Origin of the sequence: Paenibacillus sp. JNUCC-31 (assembly GCF_014844075.1) — a bacterium.
Lineage (GTDB): Bacteria > Bacillota > Bacilli > Paenibacillales > Paenibacillaceae > Paenibacillus.
Genome location: NZ_CP062165.1, coordinates 2393939 through 2415288 on the forward strand (window position 1 = coordinate 2393939; position 21350 = coordinate 2415288).

General features: G+C 46.8%; 16 protein-coding genes, 2 pseudogenes and 1 riboswitch. Of the genes and pseudogenes, 7 read left to right on the forward strand and 11 right to left on the reverse strand.

Features of this window, described 5'->3' with window-relative positions; translation table 11 throughout:
* The first annotated feature begins 1 nt into the window (after position 1).
* Positions 2-2404, forward strand: a complete 2403-nt coding sequence (locus tag JNUCC31_RS10450) for an ABC transporter permease (protein WP_192270989.1) — start codon at positions 2-4, stop codon at positions 2402-2404.
* Between the two features lie 189 nt (positions 2405-2593).
* Here the strand turns inward: JNUCC31_RS10450 and mmuM are convergent, their stop codons facing one another.
* The 8 genes and pseudogenes from mmuM to JNUCC31_RS10485 all read right to left on the reverse strand — a co-directional run bounded on the left by mmuM (position 2594) and on the right by JNUCC31_RS10485 (position 11477).
* A complete protein-coding gene (gene mmuM, locus JNUCC31_RS10455) occupies positions 2594-3619 on the reverse strand; it encodes a homocysteine S-methyltransferase (RefSeq protein ID WP_192270991.1) in 1026 nt (341 codons plus the stop codon).
* Positions 3597-5009: an S-methylmethionine permease gene (gene mmuP, locus JNUCC31_RS10460; protein ID WP_192270993.1), complete on the reverse strand. Its 1413-nt coding sequence runs from the start codon at positions 5007-5009 to the stop codon at positions 3597-3599. The genes mmuM and mmuP overlap by 23 nt, the downstream gene beginning before the upstream one ends.
* Before the next feature lie 87 nt (positions 5010-5096).
* A riboswitch (SAM riboswitch) is annotated at positions 5097-5199 on the reverse strand.
* 95 nt (positions 5200-5294) lie between these two features.
* On the reverse strand, positions 5295-6497 hold the full coding sequence (locus JNUCC31_RS10465; RefSeq protein WP_192270995.1) for a Ger(x)C family spore germination protein: 1203 nt from the start codon (positions 6495-6497) through the stop codon (positions 5295-5297).
* Positions 6494-7591: a spore germination protein gene (locus JNUCC31_RS10470; protein WP_192270997.1), complete on the reverse strand. Its 1098-nt coding sequence runs from the start codon at positions 7589-7591 to the stop codon at positions 6494-6496. The genes JNUCC31_RS10465 and JNUCC31_RS10470 overlap by 4 nt, the downstream gene beginning before the upstream one ends.
* Before the next feature lie 27 nt (positions 7592-7618).
* Entirely contained in the window at positions 7619-9313 is a 1695-nt protein-coding gene (locus JNUCC31_RS10475; RefSeq protein WP_192270999.1) for a spore germination protein, read from the reverse strand.
* A 148-nt stretch (positions 9314-9461) separates the two neighbouring features.
* Positions 9462-9794, reverse strand: a pseudogene (locus tag JNUCC31_RS34075) (methyl-accepting chemotaxis protein); the annotation flags it as partial.
* 204 nt (positions 9795-9998) lie between these two features.
* A pseudogene (locus JNUCC31_RS34080) lies at positions 9999-10397 on the reverse strand (PAS domain-containing protein); the annotation flags it as partial.
* 246 nt (positions 10398-10643) lie between these two features.
* Positions 10644-11477: a MurR/RpiR family transcriptional regulator gene (locus JNUCC31_RS10485; RefSeq protein ID WP_192271003.1), complete on the reverse strand. Its 834-nt coding sequence runs from the start codon at positions 11475-11477 to the stop codon at positions 10644-10646.
* A 396-nt stretch (positions 11478-11873) separates the two neighbouring features.
* Here JNUCC31_RS10485 and JNUCC31_RS10490 point away from each other — a divergent pair, with 396 nt between their 5' ends.
* The 4 genes from JNUCC31_RS10490 (at position 11874) to JNUCC31_RS10505 (ending at position 16290) form a co-directional block, all read left to right on the forward strand.
* Positions 11874-12761, forward strand: coding sequence for a DUF8171 family membrane protein (locus tag JNUCC31_RS10490; protein ID WP_192271005.1), 888 nt, complete (start codon positions 11874-11876; stop codon positions 12759-12761).
* A complete protein-coding gene (locus JNUCC31_RS10495; RefSeq protein ID WP_192271007.1) occupies positions 12754-14643 on the forward strand; it encodes an ABC transporter ATP-binding protein in 1890 nt (629 codons plus the stop codon). The genes JNUCC31_RS10490 and JNUCC31_RS10495 overlap by 8 nt, the downstream gene beginning before the upstream one ends.
* Complete coding sequence (locus JNUCC31_RS10500) at positions 14618-15445, forward strand: energy-coupling factor transporter transmembrane component T family protein (RefSeq protein WP_192271009.1); 828 nt, start codon at positions 14618-14620, stop codon at positions 15443-15445. Before JNUCC31_RS10495 ends, JNUCC31_RS10500 begins: the two co-directional genes overlap by 26 nt.
* A gap of 65 nt (positions 15446-15510) precedes the next feature.
* A complete protein-coding gene (locus tag JNUCC31_RS10505; RefSeq protein ID WP_192271011.1) occupies positions 15511-16290 on the forward strand; it encodes a PHP domain-containing protein in 780 nt (259 codons plus the stop codon).
* A 91-nt stretch (positions 16291-16381) separates the two neighbouring features.
* Here the strand turns inward: JNUCC31_RS10505 and JNUCC31_RS10510 are convergent, their stop codons facing one another.
* Positions 16382-16825: a VOC family protein gene (locus JNUCC31_RS10510; protein ID WP_192271013.1), complete on the reverse strand. Its 444-nt coding sequence runs from the start codon at positions 16823-16825 to the stop codon at positions 16382-16384.
* Positions 16826-16911: 86 nt separating this feature from the next.
* Between JNUCC31_RS10510 and JNUCC31_RS10515 the strand changes: the two genes are divergently transcribed.
* Complete coding sequence (locus tag JNUCC31_RS10515; protein ID WP_192271015.1) at positions 16912-17907, forward strand: helix-turn-helix transcriptional regulator; 996 nt, start codon at positions 16912-16914, stop codon at positions 17905-17907.
* A gap of 7 nt (positions 17908-17914) precedes the next feature.
* Here JNUCC31_RS10515 and JNUCC31_RS10520 read toward each other — a convergent pair whose 3' ends face one another.
* Positions 17915-19084 (reverse strand): MFS transporter, encoded by a 1170-nt coding sequence (locus JNUCC31_RS10520; RefSeq protein ID WP_192271017.1) that lies wholly within the window; start codon positions 19082-19084, stop codon positions 17915-17917.
* A gap of 160 nt (positions 19085-19244) precedes the next feature.
* Between JNUCC31_RS10520 and JNUCC31_RS10525 the strand changes: the two genes are divergently transcribed.
* Positions 19245-20126 (forward strand): LysR family transcriptional regulator, encoded by an 882-nt coding sequence (locus tag JNUCC31_RS10525; RefSeq protein WP_192271019.1) that lies wholly within the window; start codon positions 19245-19247, stop codon positions 20124-20126.
* 292 nt (positions 20127-20418) lie between these two features.
* Here JNUCC31_RS10525 and JNUCC31_RS10530 read toward each other — a convergent pair whose 3' ends face one another.
* On the reverse strand, positions 20419-21258 hold the full coding sequence (locus tag JNUCC31_RS10530; RefSeq protein ID WP_192271021.1) for a phytanoyl-CoA dioxygenase family protein: 840 nt from the start codon (positions 21256-21258) through the stop codon (positions 20419-20421).
* Positions 21259-21350: the final 92 nt, after the last annotated feature.

Sequence of the window (21350 nt, forward strand, 5' to 3'; positions counted from 1 at the left end):
GATGGCTGCCATGTTGAAACTTAGCCTGTCCTACCTGAGCAGAAGTAAAATACAAAATCTGTTGATTGCTCTGCTGATTCTACTCTCTGCACTCCTTGTATCCACAGCAGTCATCATTCTAGCCAACACAGGCAATCAGTTTAAGGAAATGCATGAGCGTACCCATGGCTCGCATCAGATTCTGACATTCGACAAAGGACTGAATGATCCCAAAGCCGTGTATGACTGGTGGGCTTCCCAAGACGGGGTTGAAGTGTCCACATTGCTGAGGTATCGTCCACTATCAGGCATCACTTTCAATGATCTCGATATTCCGAACCTGTACCTATACATGATGGATACACCTGCACTACCGTGGAAGGTAGATAAGCTTGTTTTTTCCAGTGGTTTGCAAAGCGCTGTGCCTGAACAAGGTTCGGTCTGGATTCCCACATCTATGGCGAATGCATACACGATCTCGGCAGGAGATACGATAGGCTTTAAGACCGGATCCAGCACACTTGATCTGAAGGTATCCGGCATTGTGGTCGACATTCCATACGGAGCGCCCTTCACCAATACAGCACGAGTGTGGATGAATCCTGCTGATTATCAAGCTGATTTCCATTCACTCGGAGGGAAAGATACTTACATGATGGGCATTCATTTTAATGATTACAGCATGAATTCTGACTACTGGGATCATTATGCCAGCGAGACAGGTGCTCCGTTTCTGGAAACCAAGATGGAGTTTGAGAGTATCGCCTCATTCTATCTGATCATTAGTCAGATCGTTGGATTCATCATGGTTTTCCTTGGTGTCGTGATGATGATAATTGCCCTGATCACGATCGGATTCACGATCTCGGATGCCATACTTGCCAACTACCAAACCATAGGCATTCTCAAATCACTGGGACTCACCTCAAACAGAACCATAGGCACATATGTTATTCAATACTCGTTACTATCCGTTGTCGCCATTCTCCCAGGAATCGCACTGAGCGTGTTAGTATCGAAATTCATCATTAATATCTCCGTATCTTCCCTTCGGGTAGGCAGCAGTGATATTGCAATTAAAGGAAGCAGTGCAGCCATTCTGGTCGGCGTCTCCCTGTTTGCCCTGGTACTATTATTCGTTGTACTCTATGCCAGAAAAGCACGCAGCATTCAACCGGTGCAGGCAATCCGCTATGGAATGTCAGAGAGTGATCATACCCGCATGTCCAACCGAATCCACTCACCACTGGGTAACTGGATCGGTTTTGGACGAATGCCCGTATTGGCGGTTATTGGCATCCGCAATCTGATCAAGAACAGTAAAAGTTCTATTCTGATGTTCCTGCTGACTACCGTGGCTTCTTCCGTGCTCGTTCTGGGGTATGTTTTGCTGACCAGCATTACCGGAATCTATCAAACAGCTGCCAAGTGGGGTTATGATAATGCCAATATTGCAGCTGTGGTTGTTAACAATAGTACATTCCCTAAGGATGAATTTAAGCAGTTGTTAGCAGAAGATTCAAGGATTAGATATGTGGGCTGGCAAGGAAACATTACCGGAGTATTCAGTCCGGAATCTTCCTCAGAAATCCATGGTCAAACCATCAGTCTATATTTGAGTGTACTGGATGGAAGTTATCAGGAACTTGGGTTTGAGAACCTGCGAGGAAATAATCCTCAGCAAGAGAATGAAATTGCCGTTGGTGTAAGTGTAGCCAAAACCTTAAATAAGGATCTGGGTGACCTCATAGATCTCTACATTCAAGGAGAAAAGCGCACATTCATCATAACGGGTATCTATCAGGCCATCGCCAACATGTCCGTATCAGGTCGAATCACCATGGATGCCGTGAGAACTGTGAACCCGGCATACAGTGATTTCGATGCCATTTTCATTAATGTGAATGACCCAACGCAAGCGAATACAGTTGCCAATGAATTGAATGAGCGATTTAAGTCTTCCGCTTCGGTGGTAACCCAAAAAACGCTGCTCGATTCGGTTTATGCAGAAGCCGCTGACATCCTGATCTATCCTATGAGTCTGATTGGGCTGTTGTTTATTCTGGCTACATTCATCATTATTTTCAGTACCTGCCGGATCAGTATCCGCAAAGAAAACAAAACCTATGGCATCTACAAATCCATAGGCATGACATCTCGTCGGATTCGATTATCGGTTGCCATGGGAGTGACAGTACTATCTGTCATTGGGGCAGTACTGGGAAGCGTGATAGGGGTATATGTGCTCCCCGTGTTACTGGAGATGATCCTCTCCGGATATGGTATCGTACAGCTTCCATTAATTTTGAATTGGGGTGGAATTATTCTGTTCGCCTGCTTAAGCATTGGCGCCGCAGCTCTTGGCTCTTGGTTCTCATCACGGGTTATTGGCGAAGCATCCCCTCGTATGCTGGTCATAGAATAACTTGGGAGAAAGAATAACAATACGAAAGAGCATCTGCTCTGTAGCCTAACTAATTATTTTCGATAGCCAAAAGAAATAAAACAGCCCTCCCGTCCCCCTGAAGTGCACCCCAATGCATGGGAACGAAAGGGCTGTTCATGTACCTTTTTTTACATGCTGGTGGAAATCCACGCGCTTACGCAGCAGGTCTTACTTACGCCACTTCTTCGCCAGTTCACCAATCTGATGTGGTGTAGTTCGGCAACATCCACCGATAATTCTGGCGCCCGCAGCGACCCATTCTTCCGAAGCATCGCTCATGCTGCCGCATGATCCTTGACCGCTCCACGTTTTGGTCTCAGCGTCATAGATCTCCCCCGAGTTCGGATAGACAATGACAGGTTTGTCGCTTGCACGGCTCAGCACACCTACCGCTTCCGTCACCACTTCCATGGGAGCACAGTTCAAGCCAATCGCAGCAATCTGCTGTTCGGAGCCAAATTGTCGTGCACACTCTTCCAAGAGCGTCCCCTCACTGATCGTTTTGCCATCCTGTAATGAGAAAGACAGCCATGCATAAGCGTCAGGGAACTCTTTTAATAAAGCAACCAATACCTGTGCCTCCTGTAAGGATGGGATCGTCTCAAATGCCAGAACATCCGCGCCTGCTTCCAGCAGTGCTGTCATCCGCGGACGATGGAAGGCGGTCAGCGTCTCATCCGTAACACCATAATGACCGACATACTCTGAGCCATCAGCCAAATAAGCACCATAGGGTCCGACGGATGCAGCAACAATTGGACGTGGACGAGCCGATGCCGTTTTCCCTATCGCAACTGCAGGTCGTTTTTCACATTTTGACTCATTCCCAATTACATTCTCTGCGACTCCACCTTGGATTTCTTGCCACACGTCATCACGCGCCTGAGCCGCCAGCTCTACTGTCTTGCGAATCAGCTTCAGCGACTCCTGTTCTCCGATGCCCCTCTTGCCGAAGCCATCCACTGTTGCCTGATAACTGGATGTGATCGCGCAGTCCGCTCCTGCACGGAAGTAATCCGCATGCACCTGAACGATAACTTCCGGATTCTCCAGCAGGACACGTGCTGACCATAATGGATCATCCAGATCACACCCCTGCTGCTCAAGTTCGGTTGCCAGTGCCCCATCGAGAATCATAACCGGATGTTCCCGCAGGATCTGTTCCAAGGGATTAATGCGTTTTGGTTGCGTCATGTTCTAGCCCTCTTTTCTTATTCACACGTTCTGTCAGATAATACGTTGCGTAACATAATACAATAAAAGGAATACCGCAGTACAACGCTATGCGCTGTGTCGGGTCAAAAGCAATGCCTATGCATGAAGCCAGACATAATATAAATGAAATAATCGGTACTGCCGGGTACAGCGGCGTCCGGTAGACCAGGTCCTCAACCGCATGCCCTTCCAGAAGATACTGTCTGCGAAACATATACTGCGAAGCACTGATGCTCATCCATACGGCAACAACGGCAAGGCCAGAGATGGAGACCAGCGTAATATACACGGTACCTGGTGCAATGATGCTCGAGAGCAAAGCCAAAGCACCACCAACCATGCTGATCAGGAGGGCATTCAGCGGTACACCGCGTTTCGTCAATTTGGCAAACCATGGAGAGATCGTCTTTTTATCTGCCAGAGACCACAGCATCCGCGAAGAAGCATATAGGCCCGAGTTGGCAGCAGAGAGAATCGCCGTCAGAATAACAAAGTTCATAATATCTGCTGCATACGGAACACCAATTCGCTCCATTACAGCTACAAATGGACTTTCGAGAACACTAGCATCCGACATGGGTAATAGCGCAGAGAGAATAACAATGGTTCCGATAAAAAAGATAATTAAGCGCCATAACGTGGTATGGATCGCTTTCGGAATCGTCTTTTCCGGATTCTCCGTCTCCCCGGCAGCAATTCCGATCAATTCTGTGCCCGAGAACGCAAAGTTTACGGCAAGCATCGTCATCAGTATCGCAGAAGCGCCATTCGGGAACCAGCCTGACGCTGTAATATTGGATAGAAAAGGGGCGGTTTCCGAGCCTGCCATTGGAATAATACCGAACATGGCTGCGCCCCCAAGAATAATGAAGATTACAATTGTAAGGACTTTAACTGCGGAAAACCAGAACTCCGACTCCGCAAAAAATTTGACCGTCAGCGCGTTGAACAGAAAGATCATAAGAGCAAACAATGCGCTCCAGATCCAAACATTCACTGAAGGGAACCAGCGCTGCATCAACAGCCCGGCCGCTGTAAATTCGGAACCGAGGGCAACCGTCCAGGTTAGCCAATACAACCAGGCTACGGTGTATCCTGTTGCCGGCCCAATATATTTTGCCGCATAGCTATGAAATGCCCCAGTCTCCGGCATATGAACGGACAGTTCACCTAAACAAAGCATAACCAGATAAACGACAATCGCTCCGATCAGGTAAGATAGAATAGTCCCGATCGGCCCTGCCTGCTGAATGGTATAACCTGAGCTAAGAAATAAACCTGTACCAATAACTCCTCCAAGTGAGAGCATGACTACATGCCGTGCCTGCATTTTGCGCTGAAAATGCCCTGTATCTTTGTTGTTATCCATGCCTGCTCCCCTACTTCTTCATCCAGAACAACAAAAAGACCCACTCTTCCCGAAGAGTGCGCCGTAACTGACAAATAAAGACAAACGCTCCTATCTATCAGGCTGTTCACCCGCTGGAATTAGCACAGTATCCTTCAGATCTGTTGCTGAGGCTTCTAAGGGCCAGTCCCTCCACCTCTCTGGATAAGAAAATGATTTTTTATAAATATAGCGATCTATCATGATTGTGTCAACAATTAAATATCATCATCCATTTATGGATAAAGAAACTCTCCAACCTCATTTTTAATCCGTCGATGATCCATAATCTGTGATTTTCATTTTCACATCATAGGTCACAGGAATCTCACTAAAGGTTTCATCCCAATTTTTTTTGACCTTTTTCCATACCCTCGGATATTTGATCCGCAACTGCTCTCCAAATCCGGCCACTTCCACCCGATAGGTGTGCTGCATTTTGTTCATGACCTGCTGTATTTGTTCTTTGGCTGTATCAGCGAACTGAACCTCACATTCCTTAATGTACTTTTCCGTAGAAGGAATTTCCGGAGCACTCCAATCTTCCATGAGCTGACCTTCTGATTCAACCTTTACATGAAAAGAAATGTCATCTCCGTGGACTTTGGGCACAATTTTGCTCTTCGTAGACTTGATTTCATAGACTATCGTATGTTTCTTTTTCGGTGCATACGATTTTAAGGCCCCTCCCTTAGCCTCCCCAGTGATCCAGGACAATCCTTGAAGGTCCACCTGATTTAAGGAGCCGATCCACTTTTTCGTTTTCCCTTTATAGACGCCTGCACCTGAAAATTTATGCTCCCCATCAGCAGTAAGGACATTTTGCAGCAAAAAGCTTGACCCTGACTGCATTTTGCCATCAAGTTTCGCGAGGGATACAGGCGGAAGAATTTTATTGGTACGATACGCATTATTCACCAACCCTCTCAGATAAAAGGCTGGGATTTCTCCCGGCTCCTTGGAACTAAGAGCATCCAAAGCACGTCCTTTGCTCACCAGAACAAGGGAACTGGGTCGGATATCATTGTCGCGCAAAACAAAATCAAGCAGCTGCTCCATGCTATATTTCTTCGACAACTCTTGGGAAACGACAATAACCTTTAAATGATGACCAATGAGCGGACGGTCTCTTCTTAGAGCAAACTGACGAAAGATCTGAAACAGGGAATCTCCGGTCAACTGTTCATTCAAAAAGGTTTGTCCGCCGGAAGAACCACTGGAACTGCTTTGATTTTCCTGTTTTCCCCCAACACGTGGGACAATCTGTACGGTAGATGTAAATACATTGTTTTTGGGATAATGACCTCCTTGTTTATTAATGTCCTGTTCAAATTTCGATTCCTCAGCGACGTCCAGTCCCAGACCCACATAAACACTTAAATCTTCGATCTCTTTGCTGCTCCAGCAACCTGAGGTAAAAACCAGCAGGGCCGTTGACAAAAGGGTTAATTTCTTTCTGATCCTGTTCAATTGTACTTGCCTCCTTTCTTTCGGAACATGCTCAGCAACAAAAGCAATAGTGGCAAAACACCAAACAAATAAATGGATGCATTCCCCAAAGCATCTCCGAGTTTGAACGTTTCGTCCACGTTCTGCGGAAGCATAGCAGTGATATAACTGATCGGGAGCAGAATGATCAGAAAAGGCAGCATTTTTTTCTTGAACAATTGCGAACATCCAAGAGAAGCGGCATAATGCGTGATGGTAGACGTAGAGAAAATTTGCATAATCCAAATAACCAGCAACAGGGATTCGAACCGTTCAAAGAACAATCCCTCAATCTCAAAGCTGCGCATCAAATCAAGGGTTGGCCACGTCCTTGTTCTCATGCCTTCAATAGATAAACTGCCAATAACCATAACCAATGTGATAAGGTAGATCACCATAGGGATAAGGATTCCCCAGACCATGGCTTTCTTGCCCTTCTCTGGATTTTTCATAAATGCCATCACCACAAACATGACTTCATAACCCGTATAGGCAAGTACCGAAGATTTCAGCCCTTTAAACACCGGCATGATCCCCTCTCCCAGCACAGGTCTCAAATTATTGATCTCAAACAGACTGCTGCTCAGAAAAATGGCCAGTACAAAAAGAATAAGCGTAATGGGTAAAATGATCTCATACAAACGCGCCATGGAGTTGATCCCTCCTGAGACCAAATAAAAGCCGATCCACATAAACACCATGACAATCGCCCACACCGGGGTTCCCTCCAATAAATATAATCGGGTGACTTCAGCCATCACTCTGATTTCAAAGGCAGAGATGACAAGGAAATACAGGATGATCGCAGCTCCCAATATATAAGCAATCCACTTCCCTGTGATTTCCTCAGTGAATTGAAAGACAGTCTTCCCTGGGAATCTTCGGCACAGGTTCACCAGGATTATACCCATCAGCATAGCCAACAGACCGGACAATATAATTGAAATCCACACATCAGGCGTTTTGACCGCCGTTACCGTAGTTCGGGGAAGTGTAAGTATTCCTGCACCGAGCATGTAATTGATGATAAAAACTGCGGCTTGAACTGTCGTCAGCTGGTCACTTTTAGGATTCATGATCCACCTCCTGAATATCGGATATGCCTACTTTTTGCGATCAGGGTCTTTCGGATTCATCATGCCTGGGCGCTGCCTCATCATTCGTAAGGGTACCCGAATAAAGAAATCCTTCCAATCCGACAGGCTGAATGGCACCGCAGGGGTGACGTAAGGAACTCCAAAGCTTTTCAACCGAACCAGATGACTGCAGAGCAGCAAGAAAAACATGACCACCCCAAACAATCCATAGCCCGCCGCACTGAACATTCCAAAAAAACGTAATATACGCAGTGTAATCCCCGCACTATATGAAGGGATTGAGAACGAAGAAATCGCGGTAACGGCCACAACTATAACCAGAAATGGACTGACCATTCCGGCCTTCACCGCGGCCTCCCCAATAATCAGACCGCCAACGATACCCATCGCAGGCCCGATCGGCTTCGGAAGTCGAATTCCCGCTTCCCGCAAAATTTCAATGGAGACTTCCATAATCAGCGCCTCAATAATGGAGGGAAAAGGTACTCCCTGTCTGGTTTGAATAATGGTTAGAGCCAGCTTCGTTGGAATCAGACCCGGATGATAAGAGATAAAGGAGATATACAATGCAGGCGCGAACAGGGCAAGCATGGCCGCCAGGAAACGAAGCATACGTAGAAAGGTCCCCGGAATCCAGCGCTCGTAATAATCTTCGGGGGATTGAAGCAGCATGCTGAAGGTCGACGGCACAATTAATGCAAAGGGTGTTCCATCCAGTAAGATGGCTACCCGTCCTTCCAACAACCCGCTGATTACACGGTCGGGTCTCTCTGTATTCTGAACCTGTTGAAATGGGCTCAGTTCATCGTCTTCAATCAACTGTTCCACATAACCGGATTCCAGCATCATATCCATGTCTATGCTTTGGATTCTTTTCTCCACCTCAGTGACAAGATCGGAGCTTGCAATATCTTGGATATACGCAATGACGAGATCTCTTTTGATCCGGGTACCAACCTGATGTTTTGTCATAAATAAAGCCTCGTTACCTCCGAATAGCCGTAGTATCCCGGTATTATCACTCAGCCGTTCGGTGAAGCCGATTCTTGGCCCGCGAAGCAGTGCTTCAGATAGCGGTTCTTCCAGGCTGCGGGTTTTCCCCTTTGCCGATCCGATAAGGAGAGCTCCTGGCATCCCGTCAATCAACAATACATTTTTGCCAATAAGAACTGCCCGCGCCGCTTGTTGCAACGTCTCCGCTTCCTGAACTTCACTAACAGGCAGCAGCTGACTGCTTATATAAGCTTTGAGTTCATTTGCATTTTCGGGGTGTTGAAATGTTTCTCGTTCTGTTTCCGGTACTCCCTCAGTCATAAGGGGTGTGAAGAGGTGCGTATCAATCAGATCATGATCTACCAAACCATCCACATACATGACAGCCGCGGACGTATGGGTTCCCCTTATCGTAAACTCCCTTATATGTACATCTGCATTTTGACCAAACGTTTCTTTTACACTAATCAGATCCGTAGCATACTTCCCGGTAAGCCTTATATTTGCGTAACTCCCTGTCTCTTCGCCCGTAGACGGATTGGAGTCAGCATCCCGATTTTGTTGATCTTTATTCGAAAAGGTCCCTTTCTTTAAGGATGAACGAACCCACTGAAATCCTTTCAAGAACAAGATTGGCATCAAAAATAATAAAAAGGCCTGTCCCCAAGTAGACCACTCCGGCACATAAGAGAATATTTTCGGCCACATCTGTCTCACCCCATTATCTAGACTTTCTTGGTATCATTGAGTATTGTTACCCTGACTGCTCTCAATAATTCCCGATTTTTTGAACAACAAAAAAAGCAGATGCCTCTATCAGCACTGCTTCCTTATAGGGTAATGGATTTCACCTAATTTATACGATTTGGGTTACGTGCTGCGCTTTGGCATCCAGCAGTTGTGCAGACGCCGCAATGGTTGTAAAATCATTCATCGCCACCTCAATCTGCTGCTGGCTTCGCTCCACGTATCCTTCCACCTGCTGTGTTCCACCAGAAATGTTCGTAATCTCTTTCGTAATCCCGTTCACACTATCCCGAATCTCATTGATCGATTGTTCGACCATGGCTGAAAGTTTCCGTACTTCCTTCGCTACAACATCGAACCCGCGGCCATATTCGCCTGCATGAGCTGCTTCAATCGCGGCGTTCAGGGCCAGAAGCTGGGTCTGCGACGCAATTTCGCGAATCGTTTTGACAACTCCCTGGATAGAACGAGCCTGTTCTTGCAACTGATTCAGTGTCGCTCGGTTGTGGGCGGAAACTTCAGATATATACGTGATACTGGACATCAGCTCACGGCTCCGCTCAATACCGATATCCGCATGTTCGTTCAGATCATGTGACATCGTCTTCAGTTCATTAACTACAGCAGAAATATTGTTCTGACGGCTTGTAATGTTTGTAGCTATTTTGGACACACCTAGTATGTTCTGGTTCATTTCATCATAGACAGGCATATATGTTGCCTCAAGCCATACGGAATTACCTGTTGCACCCTTGCGTTCAACTTTGTTCTGGAAACTGGTACCGTTAAATATGCTGCTCCAGAATGCGTTATAATCGGGGCTTTTCACAAATTCCTCGAAACACAATTGCTCATGCTGCATGCCATACATCTCAGCTACCGTATAACCCATCGTCTGGGCAAAGACTTCATTTACATACGTCACCCGTCGATCCATATCGAATCGAATGATAGCCAGACTTTTCTCCATTGCCTGAATGACCAGCGCGTCGGTGACAATCTCTTTCTTGTCCACATCCAATACAAACATCGAAATATTCCCCATTCCTGCTCCATAATAAATGACCTGTATGGAAAAACATTAACATTGATTTCTTTACAATTTATGTACACCACCAAGGATCTGGAAGGCTCTACTATTACCCCAATTTAGGCCATTTGAGTCACTAAAACAAGGTATAAAAAAATATATATTTGTGTCTTGAGAATCAGCCTGACTGTTATACGCAAAAAAGGACCGTTTCATCTCAACGGTCACACAATTTCAACGCAGGCGAGCCTGTCCAATCCTTCAATCCCGCGGCAATTTGTCGGCATAACGAGTGCGCAGATCAGCCAGCCGCTCCAGCTTGGACAGCGCATGCTCCTTTTGCATCAACCCCACCGCCAGCACCAGCTGCTCCATTAACAGGAGCGGAGTAACCATGGAATGAAATTCTCCAAGCTCCCCTCTGCTGACGTAAAAAGATAACTCCATCCCCAATCCATATAACAGGTCTTCCCGATCGGTTACAAGTACGGCTTTGCTGCCTGTATCGCTGGCATAATCCAGAATGACCTCCGCTTCAGGCAAGAGTCTTGTGAAACACAACAGCAGCACAACATCTTCCTGCTGCATATGCATCAGCGATTCCAATAATTCATGCCCCCCACCAGAGAGGTGGACGACCGTCAATCCGAATCGGGACAGCCGAAAGGACAATAATTCCGCCAAACCTGCGGATGGTCCTGGAGCATAGATATATACTCTTCGTGCTTCTGCAAAGATAGCGGCTGCCTGCTCCAAATCACCTTGCTTCATATGGGACAACGTCTCCTGCAAATGGCTGATGGAGGCTTCCAGCAACTGAACGGGAATGCTGTCCGTATCCATGCGGGATATGGTTTTATTTAATTTGAGGGCAGGTGTGGTGTCTTCCGATGTGCGTAGCCGGATTTTGAACGCTTTGGCATTATCATATCCAACCACACGCCAAAAACGGGATACGGTCGCAATACTGAGCCCCAGCCTGTCAGCAATCTCCTGTTCTGTCATGAACAGAATCTCCTCCGGATTGCGTTCAACAAAATCAGCAATTTTCAGATGGCCTGGTGACAGCTGTTCTTTATGGGTAAACAAATTCATTCCGTATGCACTCCTTTTCTATATAAATTGAACTAAAGAATATTTACACTTGCCACTTCGATGCCAGAACAACCTTCCGATCGCTGTTATCCCCAGATTTTTTGAATTCCCTTTTTTCAAAGGGGAAAATCCGGGGATAAAGGCGAACGCTCCGCTTCTTCAGGTTATTTCTGTCCTCTCCGTTCTTGTGTAAATGTTTAGTTCAATTTAAATAGCTCTGCACTCAGTATATCAGTTGAGAGAATAAGAAGTGGGTTATGTATGTAATATTTTTTTCATTAATTTAAGATTGTGTAATAAAAATTACATTCGATTTACAAATGTCCTCTTTCCCGTTAATACTCTGCCCCTAGACTGTGGCTATGATGATCACCAACTTTCAGGGGGTATGTATCGATGAAGAAGATGACTGAGCGTTATACGCTGACGTCTTCACAGAAAATGATGGTGTTTGTGCTTTCCATGTCACTGTACGGCTTGTCCAACATGTTCACAGAGCTTATTCCAAAGCTCCAGCTTGGACCGATTGAATTGTCTGTTGAATACTTCGCCTTCATTCCGCTGACACTTTGCATTTTGTTCCACCCCATGATTGCTGCCCTTGGCGCGGCTCTTGGTGAGGTGATCTTCGGTGAGCTGATGCTGGGGCAATTCGGCGGACTGGGCGAGCTGGAGAAATTCATTACCTTTTCCTTCGCCATGTATGTCGCAGGACGTATGGTCAGTGATCCTCGCAATCGCAGACAGGTTGGTATAGCTGCCATGACGGGTGTCATCATTCATCAGTTCCTCAGTTCACTGGTAGATATCGGTAAAGTGTGGATTGGTGTGGAGCAACTGGAGGCAGTCCCTGGACTTGCGGAAAGTGTTGTACTGATCGAAGGGGTTGGTTTTCTGAATGACGTACTGTTCTCGGGCATACTGTTCGCTCTGCTGCCTACGCTGTATCTCGTACCCCTACTCTATGGCAAAATTGAACCCCTTCTCGGCATCAAACCTCGTAATCCAGGGATGAAATATGATGGAATCGGCTTCTTCCGTCCGAAACTGATCCTGATTGGTGTGCTGCTGCTTGCACTTGCCTTTGGTGCGGAATCGCTGTCCGAAATGGATATCAACTTTGCGGTTTGGGAGACGGACTATGCAGATCGATATGGTTCAGCTTCAATATGGATTAGTATCGGGGCTGCTGCATTGGTTACCGTGGTGACATTACTGATCATGCGTGCGAAACGTAGCAAAAACAAAATGGTACCAGGTACGGAGAACCGCCCTTATGCATAATGAAATTACATCTACATCTGCTTCTGCTTCTGCAACGAATGCTGCTATTTCCATTCAAAATGTTATCTTTACCTATCCAGGCTCAGAGGAGCCTGTCCTGAACGGAGCTTCGCTTGAGCTCTCACGAGGCAGTTTTACAGCCATCATCGGGGGCAACGGTTGCGGCAAATCTACTCTGTGCAAGTTGTTCAATGGCCTTATTCCCCAATTCTACACAGGAGACTTCTCCGGTGAAGTCCATGTACTCGGCATGCCTGCCGAAGGCCGGAGTGTTGCAGACCTGTCCAGAAAGATCGGTTACGTCTATCAGGATTTCGACAACCAGCTCGTGCGGCCCACCGTCTTGGACGAGGCTTGCTTTGCACCACTCAATTACGGGTTTCCCAACTACCGGGAAATGGGTGAACATGCACTAACCATGTGTGGTCTGGATGCTATTCATAACCGATACATCTGGGAATTGAGTGGTGGGCAGAAACATCTGCTCGCTCTGGCCGGGGCCCTGTCACTCGACCCGGACATCCTGATTGTCGATGAACCTGTCTCACAGCTTGACCCGCAGCATGCGAGACTCATCTATGAGTGCCTTTCCAGATTGAATACGGAATACGGCAAAACGATTATCGTCATCGAACATCATACTGAATTTATTGCCGATTTCTGCGCAGATGTGGTACTGATGGACAAAGGTCAGGTCTTGTGGAATCTTCCCGTCAAGGAAGGCTTGAATCGCATTACCGATCTGGAGCGGCTTGGCATTCAGCCTCCTGAGGTGACATGTGCAGCTATCCAGGCTGCCGAATTATCGCAGGGAGAAGAATTAAATGCGGACTCTTCACGTTCACGACAACGTTTCCCGGTCACGGTGGAAGAAGCAACGGTTTATTTTGCCGAGCATTACGCGTCCATTCCATCCGTTTCTTTACAAAATGAACATTCATCTGACTCGACTTTAGCACGCGACGCTTCCAACCGGATTGTGAATACAGAACGTCTAACGCCAACTTCAGCTACTGAACCGTTGATTCCTATAGTACAGTTTCATCAAACCCGGCTGCGCTACAGAGGACTGGGCAAAAAAGAACATGAAGTCATTCGTGGTGTTAATATTTCACTGCATGAAGGAGAACGAATTGCCTTAATTGGTAACAATGGCGCCGGCAAATCCTCTTTGCTGAAGCTGATGGCTGGAATTTGCCTGCCTCAGGAAGGCAGTGTCAGTGTTCTGGGTGAAGTCACCCACCGTTCCTCTTTGGAGCAGTTGGCGGGTAAGGTCGCCTATATTTTTCAGAACTCTTCCGAAATGTTTATTGAAGACAGTGTCCGCAAAGAAGTCGCCTATTTCCTGAATAATCGTCGTATCCCGGAAGCTGACCAGCAAGTAGCACATGTACTGGATCGTTTCCGGCTTATTCCACTGCAAGAGCGGGATGCCCGTCTTCTCAGTGGGGGGCAACAGCGGCGTGTCACACTTGCCATCGGTGCAGCCATGAAGCCATCACTCATGCTGCTGGATGAACCGACCGCCAATCTGGACCTCGCTACACGCGAAGAAATGATAGGTGTGCTGGATGAGCTGGATCAGCATGTGCGAACAACCATCATTGCCACGCATGACATGCAGCTGGTTACCCAATGGGCCAGTCGCGTTATCGTGCTTCACAACGGTCAGGTGGAAGCAGACGGCACACCTGCCGACGTGTTTGCAGATGAATCCCTTCTGCGCCGCTCTGGACTTGCACTTACACAGATCATGGAGCTTTCGCACCGGATGGGACTGCCGACACTTGCACCGACAACCGAGGCTTTTGTTGATAGCCTGTTGAATCGATCACTCACCAAGGAGGATGCTCCTCATGCAGCTTGTCCGCAACTGGTTTGACAAAATATCCATTGAACGCATTCAGCTTGAGCTGATGAACACCGTATATGGCAGCGGGCATGCCAGCCTGTCGCGGATCGATCCCCGTGCCATGCTGATCTGGTATCTCTTTTTTGCCATCGTTCCCTGGTTTGTTCATAACGGGACTGTTCTGCTTGGCATGTTTTTGTTGACGGTAACTACCACCATACTGTCCAGAGCCGCTCCCTTTATCATTATCATTCTCTGTCTGGGGCTGATCGGTCAGGTCGGTTGGATGTTTATCATCTCGCTGTTCTTCGGTGGCAATCTGGAATCCGCATTCCCTCTGCTGCTGCTCACCCTGAAGCTGTCCATCGTCTCACTAGCAAGTATCACTGTCTTTTCGGGCATGGACCCGGAACGCATCGGCGATGGGTTGCTCGCACTCGGCATGCCAGCGACGTTCTCTTTCAGCCTCTCTTATGCTTATCGCATATTGCCGGTGCTGTTCGGTGAATTCCGCAACATCATGCTGTCCTACAGACTGCGGGGTCAGGTTCCCTCTCGGCACGGATGGCTCTATTGGCGGCTCGTTGTCTATTATATGAAGCTGTTCGTTGTGTCCTTCTTCCCGCTCATGCTGGCTACCGCCAAACGTTCCCGCACCACCGTGGAAGCACTGGAGACACGTGGTTTCTCGTACGGCATGAAGCATCCCGAATCCAAACGCCTAAAGCTGGCCCATCTGAAAATCACCTCACGTGACCTCGGATTTCTCGCCGGATCGGTAATCTATGTTGCACTGCTGTTCTGGCTCGGCGGACGTTATGAGATTCTGTAATTCAAAATAAAATGCTGTAATTGTTCATATCATTAACCATTCATGGAATAAAAGGAGTGTCTTCTATGCGTATTGATCTTCATACACACGGCAAATTATCCAAAAACTCTGATTTCTCAGTCGATTACTTCACTGAAATGGTCAAAGAGGCCAAAGCCAGTGGGCTCGAAGCCCTCGCGCTAACCGAACATTTTAACACCCGCAACTTCTACGAGGTCTACGAGACACTGGATCGTCTCTATCCTTATAAAGGAGACTACTACGATGCAGACGGGCTGCGCATTTTCCCCGGTATGGAAGTAGACATTCAGGAGACAGGGCATATTTTGCTGGTGGGTCAAAAAGAACACATCCTTGCCGTCCGCAGCGGCCTGGATCAATATACGGCCAAAGGTTCATTCATTCCCTTTGCCGAACTGCTGGACTTGGTCGAAGCCTGGCCTCTGCTCAAAATTGGCGCACATCCTTTCCGCGAGTCCACCCCGCTGTACCAGCTGGATCGTGATTTGTTGGCACGTCTGGACGCTTTTGATCTGAACGCCAAGGATATGTACCAATACGGCATCGAGGCGTGCCGCGGCCAGGTTGAACCATTCGCCCACTCCCTTGGTAAACCGATCACTGCCGGAAGTGATACCCATCAGTGTCTGCAATACGGCAGTGTAGTCAATGTGTTGGATCATCCATGCACATCGGTTGCCGAGCTCAAAGAGCAAATTCTCACTGGCTCATACACGATTGAAATCTCCAACGATCTTCCTCTCCGTGTCAAAGCCTCCGTTATGCTCAAAAAAGTAATGAAACGTCTGGCCAAGCTGGAGAACGCCCGTTTACAGAGCGTTTAGAGGAGACTATAACTTCTATGAATTCAAAATGAGCCCAAAGGACATACATCCTCCAGGCTCATGACGGGTTCACTTTTACACTTTTGCCTAATTAAAAATCATGCACTGTCACACAGAGCTGAATCACGATTCCGAACGGATCACGGACAATTCCATACCCTGGACTAAATTCGTTTGGCTCATAGGGCACCAGCACCGTAACCTCATCATGCTGTACCAGCGAATGATACAGCTCTGTCATCGTGCTTTTATCTTTCGATTGAATGCATAATGACGTGCTGTTTCCCAGCTGCCAAGGCCGCCCCGTATCCATTTCCTCCTCAGCAATCATCAATTTGTTTACCCCGATCTCCAGCACCGAATGTGTAATATATTCATCCTGGCCTTCAGGATACTCAAACCCCGGATTCATTTCCTTCATCTCTTTATAATTTTTCTTGAATAACACGTTAGCACCCAGATACTTCTCATAAAATGCAATGGCTGCCGCGGCGTCTCCATTCATCGACAGAAACGGGATCACTTCAACATTCATCTGTATTGCCTCCTTCGTTGGATTGGATTACACTGTTTACTATAACGAATAAAGGTGCCAATCCATGGCACCATTGAGAGGTTTTTATGAAAAAATCAGAACGTATGAACCAGATGCTTCGCTTTATCAATCAAAAACAGCACTTCACCCTGCAAGATCTCATGCAGGAATTTCAGATATCCAAGAGAACCGCATTAAGAGACATCGCGTCATTGGAGGAAATGGGTGCTCCCATTTATGCCGAGTACGGACGTTATGGGGGATATCGTTTGCTTCAGCAGATGCAGCTGCCACCCATTTCGTTTAATACGAGTGAGCTTCATGCTCTCTACTTTGCGATGCAGGCATTGCGCAGCTTTACCAACCTACCCTTTCAGATCTCTTTTCGATCCATTCACGAGAAGTTTCTAGGTGCCCTATCCGCAAACCAGAGACAGGATATTGAAGAAATCCAGCATCGGGTTTCCTTTCGACACACCGAGCAAATCCGGGATAGTGAGCATCTGGAGTTTCTATTGATGGCCGCTGTTCAGAATGTAGTAATACAGATCACGTATCCGCATAATCGCAGCAGGAACAGCAACCCACATAACAGCTCCAATCCCGACAAACCCAATCCCAGCATACGCACCATTCAGCCCATAGCCCTCTATGCCATGAAAGGCTACTGGTATTGCCAGGCGTATGATCTCGATAAACAGGCGTACCGTGTGTTCCGATGTGACCGAATTACCTCATCCGAGGCGACAGATCTCGAACCTATACCACATATTAATGAACTCAATCTACAGGATGCCCGCTCGTTATGGAAACCATCAGAGAACGCCATCCCATTCAAATGTCTGATCAATGAAGACGGGGTTGAGCTGTTCCAGCAAGAACAGTTTCCGTCCATGCAGCTCATCAACGAATCAGAAAGCGAACCCGGACAGACCATTCTTGTAGGCTGTTATGAACCCCCTGAGCTTGAGTTCATCATTCGCTATCTCGCCAGTTTTGGCAAGTCCATCCGGATCATAGAACCCGACACATTAAAGGAATCCTTAAGACAGCACTATCAGGATTTACTTGCTCATGTTTAAAAATCGCTTAGCTCGCTGGAGAACTTTTTTTATTGCCTATCGCCAACTGAACAATGATTTGCAGCACAATGATTATAGCCAGACCATAGAACGCTTGAATGAAGCTGCCCGTGGCATCATGTAGCCAACCGATCGTCAGCGGACCAAGGGCCCCCAGAATATAGCCGCCGGATTGAGTCATCGCTGACCATGCACTGGCTTCCTGAGCATTATTCGTCTCATCAATGGGCAGCATCAATGCGATCGGAAACAGTCCCCCGGCACCAATGCCGAGTGGGATCGCGGCCAGCCAAGGACTGACGGACAGGTTCAGCATTAAAACTCCTATCAACTCCATTAACGCACATCCTACAAGCCAGAGTACACGTCTTTGATAACGGTGTACGAGCATTGGAATGAATAACGTAGACGGTAATGAAATCAACGTAAATAACGTTTGGATGCTTCCCGCAATCTCTTTCGTATATCCCTGGCTTTGGATCGCGGGTGCAAGCCATGCAGTCAATGAATAGAAGATCGCTGCCATCAGTCCGAAGAACAATGTCAGCACCCATGCTCGACTATTTTTCACGGGAAGAGCCTCAACGTTCAAGGCAGAAATCTGCCCGGATTGTCGTACCTTTCGTGCTGACAAGGCTAATTTCATCCAGATCGGCAAAGCAATGAAGGCGAGCAATGCCCATACCGCCAACGATCCCCTCCAGGAACCTCCCAGGATCTTTTGAATGGGAACGGATAACCCAACACTTATGCTAGCTCCGACGACCATTGCTGTAGAGTAGACACCCACCATGGCTGCCACTCGTGTTGGGAAGTACTGCTTGATAAAACTCGACAACAGCGGACCAGCTAATGCAATCCCTACACCGGATAGAAAAGAAGTAAACATCATCAGAGGCGTTGCACCCACGAACAACCGCAATGCCGTACCTATTCCAATGAGCATTAAAGCCAAAACAATTGCGCCCTCATTCCCCCATCTTCTGCTTAACTTTACGGAAAATGGAGCGAATATACCCATACATAATACGGGAAGCGTGGTTAACAGACTGGCGGTTATTCCGCTAATGCCAAGATCACCCTGTATAGTACTCATCAGAGGGGAAATGGATGTTATCGGCGGTCGCAAATTCAAGGAAGCCAGAATAAGCGCCAGGACGATATAAAACAGTTTCACTCGGATCACCTCATGTACTCTTATATGGTTGCATTCACTAATGATCCAGGTTGTAGATCTTTTTGTGGTGCAAGATTAGTATAGAGGCATCCGAATGATTGAACAATACAATAGTTTCTATTAAAATGATTATAAAAACCAATGATTTGAGGAGATACAGATGGAAATCCGTCAAATGGAGAACTTTATCGTCGTTTGTGAAGAACTCCATTTCACACGTGCAGCAGACAAAATTGGCATTTCTCAACCTACCTTGAGCCAACAGATTCGAGCGTTGGAGGATGAGCTAGGCGTTCCCCTGTTCGACAGAGTGGGCAAAAAAATTGTGATGACCCAAGCGGGAGCGCTGTTCCTGGAGCATTGTGTACAAATGGTTCGTCATTTGCAAAACACCCAGGATGCGATAGCTGAATTCCGCAATGACCAGCGAGGCAAGCTGGTGATTGGTCTCCTTCCGTCCGATCTGGACTACCGTATCACTCCATTGCTCGTACATTTCCATGCCCGATTTCCCAAGGTGAAATTGAAGGTTGTCTCTTCGATTTATGTAATAAATCAAGTCCTGGATAACGAAGTAGACATCGGAATCGAGCTTACTTCTGCTCCTGATGACCGTCTTGTCCGCATTCCTTTGTGCAGTGAAGAATATGTACTCGTCGTTTCCGAGAACCACGCTTGGGCCGACCGAAAGGAGATTGGAATCAAAGAACTGCGGGATATTCAGACAGTGATGTTCCCTGAAGGGTTCACAGGCAGGGAGCTCGTTGATGGCTATTGCCGCAAATATGGCTTCACCCTGAATACAATCATGGAGACAAGCTCCGCAACCTCCATCATTAGCCTCGTCAAAGCTAACGTTGGCGGAACCGTGCTGCCATATCCACTGATTAAAGCAATGGATGAACCAACACTGCGCTGTATTCGTATCACGGACGATGCTCCTTACCGTCACTTTGAAGTCATTCATCGGTCCGATCGTTACCTGACCCAATCTGCCAAAGCATTTATTGAGAAAACCATTGAGTATTTTAATCAAGGATGAGTTCAGAGGGAGAGTGACTTGAATGCAAATAAAAGAAGTGGGTTCAAGCTCGAAACATCACTTTGCTTTTTAGTGTTTCAGTTTTCGTTATACTGTTCAGTACAACAATAAAGGGTACCAATTTATGGCACCCTTAAAAAGATCTCTTCATTGGAAGAGCTATGTTTCCGTACAGGCTGTTCTATGAGAATTGACATGGAATGTACTAATGCTCATTCATACACATTTCCCAATCTTATATTCAACTTCTTCCACATTCTGAACTTATATCCCGAATTAAGCAGGTATAGAATTAGAAAACGGAACCATGCTGTTCAAGCAACTCCTCTTTCCATTCTTCATGTTCCAAAACCTCTAATGCATTAAAATCACGACCAGCAAGAAAATCAGGACGTGTTAATTCAATCTGAGGCAAATTATTCACCGCGTTATACGTCATAATTAACAGTTTGCGATCAAATGGAGAAATATTAGGCGCTGATGCATGAGCCACTAATGGGTTAAAAATCAGTACAGAGCCCGCTGGCCCCTTAGGTGCAACAATATCGTAAGCATTGACCAGTTTGCGTAGTAAGGGCTTATCCAGTGTGTACTTTAAATCAACACTCAAATGATTCTGCCAAGCTTCACCTGACTCAGCTTCAGAACCACTGATCACCGTGTCCATATTCTCCAATCTGTGGGAGCCTGGAATGATAGCCAGCGGACCATTGAACTCCGTCACTTCATCCAGATAAATGCTTACATTAATTAATTCTGGCGTAGCAATCCCGTCCTCCTTTTCCCAATATACGTAATCCTGATGCCAGTTCCACATTTCACCTGCCAAGCCCGCTTTTACATTAATTTTGTATTGATGTAGATATACTTCGTTATTTAGGAGCTGCATCACCGGATTTAATAGCCTGGAGTAGGATTTGAGTTGATCAAAGGTCTTGTTCGTGAAGTGAGGGGCATAAATAGAGCGAATCGTTCGATTATCTTTCTCAAAGACTCTCCTTGGGGAATCCTCGGCAAATACAGCTGGAATTTCTGCATTCAACTTATTTAATATATTTTTCGGAATTGCTGACTCCATAAACAAATACCCCTGCTGGTTATAGCTCTCAACTTGCTCGGCTGTTAGTAACATATCGAACCCTCCCACAATGATATTGCTTTCGCCCACTATCCGTTACGTTCAATGATTAACTACCGCCCAAACCCTAGATGGGTTTGAGCGGT